This window comes from Porphyromonas sp. HMSC077F02 (assembly GCF_001815465.1).
GTDB classification, from domain to species: Bacteria; Bacteroidota; Bacteroidia; order Bacteroidales; family Porphyromonadaceae; genus Porphyromonas_A; species Porphyromonas_A somerae.
Map to the genome: position 1 here is coordinate 16,491 of NZ_KV820684.1, position 6,792 is coordinate 23,282.

Annotated in this window: 4 protein-coding genes; 1 reads left to right on the plus strand and 3 read right to left on the minus strand. The window is 48.3% G+C overall.

The genetic code is table 11. The features are described from left to right. Positions 1–516: 516 nt before the first annotated feature. Genes HMPREF3027_RS07620 through typA form a run of 3 tightly spaced genes read right to left on the minus strand, consistent with a single transcriptional unit; the run spans position 517 to position 4,808 of the window. Positions 517–1,239 carry a tRNA1(Val) (adenine(37)-N6)-methyltransferase gene (locus tag HMPREF3027_RS07620; RefSeq protein WP_070707890.1) on the minus strand — a complete coding sequence of 241 codons (723 nt, stop codon included), beginning with the start codon at positions 1,237–1,239 and terminating at the stop codon, positions 517–519. Further along, positions 1,218–2,993: a glycosyltransferase family 2 protein gene (locus tag HMPREF3027_RS09450; RefSeq protein ID WP_083317555.1), complete on the minus strand. Its 1,776-nt coding sequence runs from the start codon at positions 2,991–2,993 to the stop codon at positions 1,218–1,220. The genes HMPREF3027_RS07620 and HMPREF3027_RS09450 overlap by 22 nt, the downstream gene beginning before the upstream one ends. 12 nt (positions 2,994–3,005) lie before the next feature. Then, complete coding sequence (gene typA / locus HMPREF3027_RS07630; RefSeq protein ID WP_070707891.1) at positions 3,006–4,808, minus strand: translational GTPase TypA; 1,803 nt, start codon at positions 4,806–4,808, stop codon at positions 3,006–3,008. A gap of 289 nt (positions 4,809–5,097) precedes the next feature. Between typA and gdhA the strand changes: the two genes are divergently transcribed. Then, positions 5,098–6,441, plus strand: a complete 1,344-nt coding sequence (gene gdhA, locus HMPREF3027_RS07635) for an NADP-specific glutamate dehydrogenase (protein ID WP_070707892.1) — start codon at positions 5,098–5,100, stop codon at positions 6,439–6,441. Positions 6,442–6,792: the final 351 nt, after the last annotated feature.

Sequence of the window (6,792 nt, forward strand, 5' to 3'; positions counted from 1 at the left end):
ACACGGACCCCTCAGCCGGGGTCCTCCCCTATAGGCACACCTGTGAATGCCCTACGGTAAGGCTTTTCTAATGCGTAACCCCTGGAATCTCCACCGAGGTTCGACCAATCTTTCAGTAGTTTTGAAGGATACAAATTGAGACGGTTGTAACAAGGCAAAAACTGAGTTGCAACTAAGCATTTGCCGAGTTGCAACAAAGCAAAAGCTTAGATGCAACTAAGCAATCGGTTAGTTGCATCTCGGCAAATGCCATAATATGTCTCTGGATATCAGTAGATTACAAATCCACTCTCAACGGTCTTCATTTTTTCATATTTCCACGTGTGAATATCTTCCTATAGCGCCTCATAAAAATGCTACCCACTATATACCCCCGAGGCAGTAGCGCACCTATTAGTCTCTCCTATCAATGTGGAAGGGACTTCGTGTAACAGTCCCTTCGTTGTGTGCAGCTAGAAAAGTAGATCGCCATACTTTGACCTTTACTGTCCTTTAAGATCACTAGTGTAGTGGTTATTACAGGATGGTGAGGTAGGGGCGGAGGAGTTGGGTGTATTCGGGGGTGTAGTTGTGAGTGCCAGCACCTGCTAGTATGGTGAGGTGGCTAGTGGTATAAGGGGTGAGCTCTTGGCTCCATAGGGTGAGGACCCGCTTTGGGGGTTTATTTTGGGTCGTCTGTATGTAGAGGTGGTGCTGGGGGTGGATATCGTATTCGTTAGCTGCTTTTAGGTAGTCACTCTGTGCGGTAGTGGCTAGTATGGTAGCGATCTGTCCTTGGGGGGGTAGGTGGTGGAGGCTGGTTGCGAAGAATTGGTTGGGAGAGAGGGAGACCGAATGCTTGGCTATGGTCTCTCTCTGATCACTATTTTGGTGCGTTGGGGTGTAGTAGGGCGGGTTGCTGAGAATAAGGTCGTATTGCGTTGCACTGCGGTAGGTTCGGTAGTCTTGTTCTAGAATGGTAACTCTATCGGCAAAGGGGGATTGGCTCGCATTGTAGCTCGCTTCTTTGGCACTCGCTTTATCTAGCTCTATGCCTGTAATGTGGGTGGCAGGAAACGCTTGTGCCAACATAAGGGCGATAATCCCTGTGCCAGTACCGACATCCAGTACCGCTTTCGGCTGACGCGCTTGGAAGTGGTGGGCAATGTAGCCACCGAGGAGCATACCGTCGGTGCCTACTTTGAGGACCGAGTCCTCTTGGCGTATCTCAAATTGCTTTAGCCGAAATATCTTTGCCATAGTTCCTTGAGCTTGTACCACCCTTTCATCACCTTATTATTGGTGTGGGCGTAGTATCTCCGCAAGATATGATAGGCTTCTGGATCCTCTGAAGTAGGGGCAATAGGATCGGCATAAAGCGGATAGGGAGCTACCGCTGTGTGGTACCGACCCCCGCCACCAGAGTGGGTGCCACTACCGTCAAATCCATCATTGGTGACCAAGGGAGGATTGCTATTGATGCTCAGCTTTTGATGAAGGAGTAGCGAGGCGTGCCAACGGACCGCCCAGGAATTGTTTTCTCCAGCAATCTGTCGGCGTAGCATCTTTGGAAAGTCCATAAATCCACCATATCTAAATCGTTGGTAGAGCTTTGGATTTCGCTCTAACTGTTGTAGCAACTGCTTCCCATCTGGCTCCCAAAGCTCTAGCCAACGGTCTTGCCAAGTTGCCCAGCCCCAGCTCCCCGCAAAGTAAAGTGGGTGGTTATTTCGGAGCTTTGGAGAGGTATAAAATGTGCCGGTGTGTAGGTGGGCGATTCTTTTCTCCTTGGCGTAAAGTGTGAGCGCATCATTCATCCAACGCAAAAAGTAGGGCGAGAGAATGAGGTCGTCCTCCAGCACAATCACACGGTCGTGCATCTGAAGTAGGTTAGTAACCCCCTCCACAATGTTATGGGCGAGCCCTCTATTAGTGGGCTGGCAGTGGAGCTGTGCCTTGGGGATTTGTCGGCAGAGTGCACGCACTTCTTCTACTGCTTCTCGGTCGTCCGCACCTTTTGCCCCATCACTCCATATATATATAGGAGTATGGGTAATCTCTGGTTGCTGTAGTAAGTTCTGTAGGATTCGTGCTGTGTGCTTTGGACGGTTGTAGACAAATAGGAGCAGTGGGGCCAACTCTTTTCGGTTCAATGCCCGCTGAACTCCCTCTAAGTCTAGTGGTGGTCGCTGCCGCCAAAGCTTCATCATTGGTCGCATCTGCCAAAGATTTCTAGCCATCTTAAGGAGCGATCGTCGGCGATTTCCTCTTGAGAGAAGTACTTCGCCAAATGGAGCTAGGTGCCCTCTGTAGAATTGTGCAACGGGGGAGAGCAACGGATTGATCGCCTCTGCTAGGTGGTAGGCCTGCTTTAGCCGAAGAGTTTTCTCATCTGAAATGGGGGTGGAAGGACGGAAGTGCTGCCCCGTGAGGTGCGGAAGGAAGCCGATTTTCAATCTGGCAAACCTTACTCGATGGGCATAATCTAAGTCCTCGCCATAGTGGTGGAATAGAGGTGAGAAGAGACCCACCTTTAGGAGCGTTTGCCGTGGTAGATACCAAAGTGCCGCATTGATGAAGGTGAGTTCGGTAAATCCGTGATAGGGTGGCTCTGGAAGATAATGGGCAAATCCTTGCTCTATCGCTCCGTCGCTACTGAGGTGGAGTGGGGAGAGAATGCCTATCTCAGGATGCTGCTGGGAATAATCGGCTAAGGCTCGTATCGTTTCGGCTGAAATACTGGCATCTTGATTAAGTAGAAAGATCCCCTTGTACTGCTCCTTGGCTTGTACCTCCTCCATTAGGAGGTTATTGGCAGCCCCAAAACCGAGATTGGAGGGGCGACGGAATACCCTTACAAAGGGGTAACGCTTTTCAATCTCATCGGGAGTACCATCGGTAGAAGCATTGTCTACCACTGCAATCTCTAGCTGGTCGCGGTCATACAGAAAGGGCTGAAGTAGACTATCTATCCACTTCAGCCCATTGTAGGTGACTATGGCGACCAGAATCATATCGCCTTGGTATTATTTACTACGTTGGCTACGCTTGCGTTCGGTCTCATCGAGTATGATCTTACGCATACGCATTGACTTAGGGGTCACCTCTACCAATTCGTCGGCCTTGATATACTCTAGGGCATCTTCGAGAGAGAAGCGGATTGGAGGCGCAAGTTGCACCTTGTCGTCCGAACCCGAAGCACGCATATTGGTTAGCTTTTTGGACTTGCAGACATTTACATTGAGGTCTTCGTCACGGGTGTTTTCTCCAACCACCTGACCAGCATATACCTCCTCTTGTGGGTCAATGAAGAATCGACCGCGGCTCTGAAGGTTATTTAGGGCATAGGCGTAGGCGGTACCACTCTCTAGTGCCACGATAGAACCATTGTTGCGGGTCTCGATATCGCCCTTCCAAGGCTCAAAGTCAAGGAACCTATGTGCCATAATTGCCTCACCACTCGAAGCGGTTAGCACCTGATTGTTCAATCCGATGATGCCTCGGGATGGGATGCGGAACTTGAGGAAGGTGCGGTCGTTTTTCTGCTCCATCTCGGTCATCTCGCCCTTACGACGGGTCACGAGGTCAATGATTTTGCTCGCCACCTCCTCGGGAAGGTTCACCGTTAGCTCCTCAATTGGCTCATGCTTTACCCCATCAATCTCCTTGATGATGACTTGGGGCTGCCCCACCTGAAGCTCGTACCCCTCACGGCGCATGGTCTCAATCAGGATGGATAAGTGTAGCACTCCTCGACCGTAGACAATCCAGCTATCGGCACTATCTGTCTCCTCTACTCGTAGCGCTAGGTTTTTGTCTAGCTCTCTCTGGAGACGGTCATAGATATGGCGTGAGGTGACATATTTTCCCTCCCGACCATAGAAGGGGGAGTTATTGATCATGAAGCGCATGCTCATTGTCGGCTCATCAATCGCAATACTTGGCAGAGCCTCGGGAGTGGAGACGTCGCAAATCGTCTCGCCGATCTCAAAGTTGTCGAGCCCAACCACAGCACAAATATCACCACAAGAAACCTCGTCTACCTTGCGACGACCAAGTCCCTCAAATATATTAAGCTCTTTGATCTTGCTCTGCTGCTGGGTACCATCGCGCTTCATCAAGACGATGTTCTGACCTACCTTGAGGGTGCCACGATGGATACGCCCCACAGCAATACGCCCAACAAAACTAGAGTAGTCGAGGGAGGTGATGAGCATCTGGCTTGCCCCTTCTAGCATCGGTGGTTCGGGGATATACTTGATGATGGCATCAAGGAGCTGATGAATGTTGTCGGTTGGTTTTCTCCAATCGGTCGACATCCAACCTTGTTTTGCCGAACCAAAGAAGGTGGGGAAGTCCAATTGATCCTCTGTCGCATTGAGGTTGAACATTAGGTCAAAGACCATCTCCTGCACTTCATCGGGCCGACAGTTCTCTTTATCCACCTTATTAATCACCACAATAGGCTTCAGTCCCATCTCAATCGCCTTGCTCAGCACAAATCGAGTCTGAGGCATCGGCCCCTCAAAGGCATCGACAATCAGCAGACAGCCATCAGCCATATTGAGTACACGCTCCACTTCACCACCAAAGTCGGCGTGCCCTGGAGTGTCTATGATATTAATTTTGTAGTCCTGGTATCTGATGGAGACATTTTTGGAGAGGATCGTGATTCCTCGCTCACGCTCTAGGTCATTATTATCTAGCATCTGTGTGAGCTCTGCACTCTCTTCCCTAAATAGCTTCCCAGCCTGTAGCATACGGTCCACGAGCGAAGTCTTACCGTGGTCTACGTGTGCAATAATCGCAATGTTTCTAATCTTTTGCATCTAATCTCCTTGTATTTACTTTTGTCGGCACAAAGATACCAAAAAGTGTACGCACACGGTGATAATCACCCCGCCCCCTTCAATCCTCCATCGGATATATGAGGTGAGGAACAGCAGAAAAATGGGTCGGAAGTATTGTTTTATAGCATACTTTTGGGGTAAAAGGTGTTTGGTATCTATTTATTTCTTAAATTTGTGATGTTGTAACCTAAGGGTCTAAAGTACCATTGGATGATGACAGAATATTATTAACGATTTACTAATCTATACATTTATTATCTATTGCATTATGAAAGTAGCAGAGATTATTAAGAATCTGGAAGCTAAGCACCCAGGCGAGGCTGAGTATATCCAGGCAGTGCAGGAAGTTCTTGAGTCTATTGAGGACCTATACAATGCACATCCTGAATACGACAAAAACAAGATCGTAGAGCGGATGGTGGAGCCAGACCGTATCTTTACGTTCCGTGTGAATTGGGTAGACGATAAGGGTGAGGTGCAGACCAACATCGGTTATCGTGTACAGTTTAACTCGGCAATTGGCCCATACAAGGGTGGTATCCGCTTCCACAAAGCCGTGACCCCTTCTATGCTTAAGTTCCTCGGCTTTGAGCAGACTTTCAAGAATGCACTAACTACTTTGCCTATGGGCGGTGGTAAGGGTGGTTCGGACTTTGATCCAGTAGGTAAGTCAGAGGCTGAGATCATGCGTTTCTGCCAAGCCTTTATGCTAGAGCTAGTTCACTGCATCGGTCCTGATCAGGATATTCCTGCTGGTGATGTAGGTGTTGGTACGCGCGAGATCGGCTATATGAATGGTATGTACCAAAAGATTACTCGTGAGTATCACACTGGTGTACTTACTGGTAAGGGTATGACTTGGGGCGGTTCAGAATTCCGTCCAGAGGCTACTGGTTTTGGTGCTCTTTACTTCACCGAGCACCTTCTTGCTAAGGCAGGTAAGGACATCAAGGGTAAGAAGGTAGCTATCTCTGGCTTCGGTAACGTAGCTTGGGGTGCTGCTAAGAAGACCACTGAGCTAGGTGGTAAGGTGATTGCTATCTCTGGTCCTGACGGTGTTTGCGAGATTCCTAATGGTATCACTGAGGAGATGATCGACTATATGCCTGTAATGCGTAGCTCAAACCGCAACAAGGTACAGGATATGGCAGATAAGTTCCCAGACAAAACTAAGTTTACTCCTGGCAAGAAGGCTTGGAGCATCCCTTGTGATATCGCTCTTCCTTGTGCTTTCCAGAATGAGTTGAATGGAGACGATGCTAAGGAGTTGAAGGATAATGGTTGCTGGTGCTGCTGCGAGGTTTCGAATATGGGTTGTACTCCTGAGGCTATCCACCTCTTCCAAAGCAGTGGTATGCTCTTTGCCCCTGGTAAGGCTGTGAATGCTGGTGGTGTGGCTACTTCTGGTCTTGAGATGACTCAGAATGCTGCTCACCTCAATTGGCCTGCTGAGGAGGTTAATGAGAAGCTACACTGGATCATGAAGTCGATCCACGAGCAGTGCGTGAAGTATGGTACTCAACCTGATGGTTCTGTAGACTACGTGAAGGGTGCTAATATCGCAGGCTTCATGAAGGTAGCACAGGCTATGCTTGAGCAAGGCGTTATCTAATTAGATAATAGCATATCAAAAAATGGGCTAGGGTCAGTAATGACGCTAGCCCATTTTGTATATAGACCTTTCAAGACGAGACAGCGTTGATCATCATAATATTCCCTATATCAAGCCAAGATGTTTGATGTATAAAACAAAAATGTTTTATACGTGAAATAGAATGGCTTTGTATATGAAATAATTGGGGTAGGCTACAGGGGTTCAGGGGTTACGTATTAGGAGTATATGCATAAGTTAATGACTCTATAAATAGTGGAAAGTAGTGGCAAAAAAGCCCATTTATAACAATATGATATTCAACACTATATAAAAGCGAAAACTTAGTTGCAACTAAGCGATCGGCGAGTT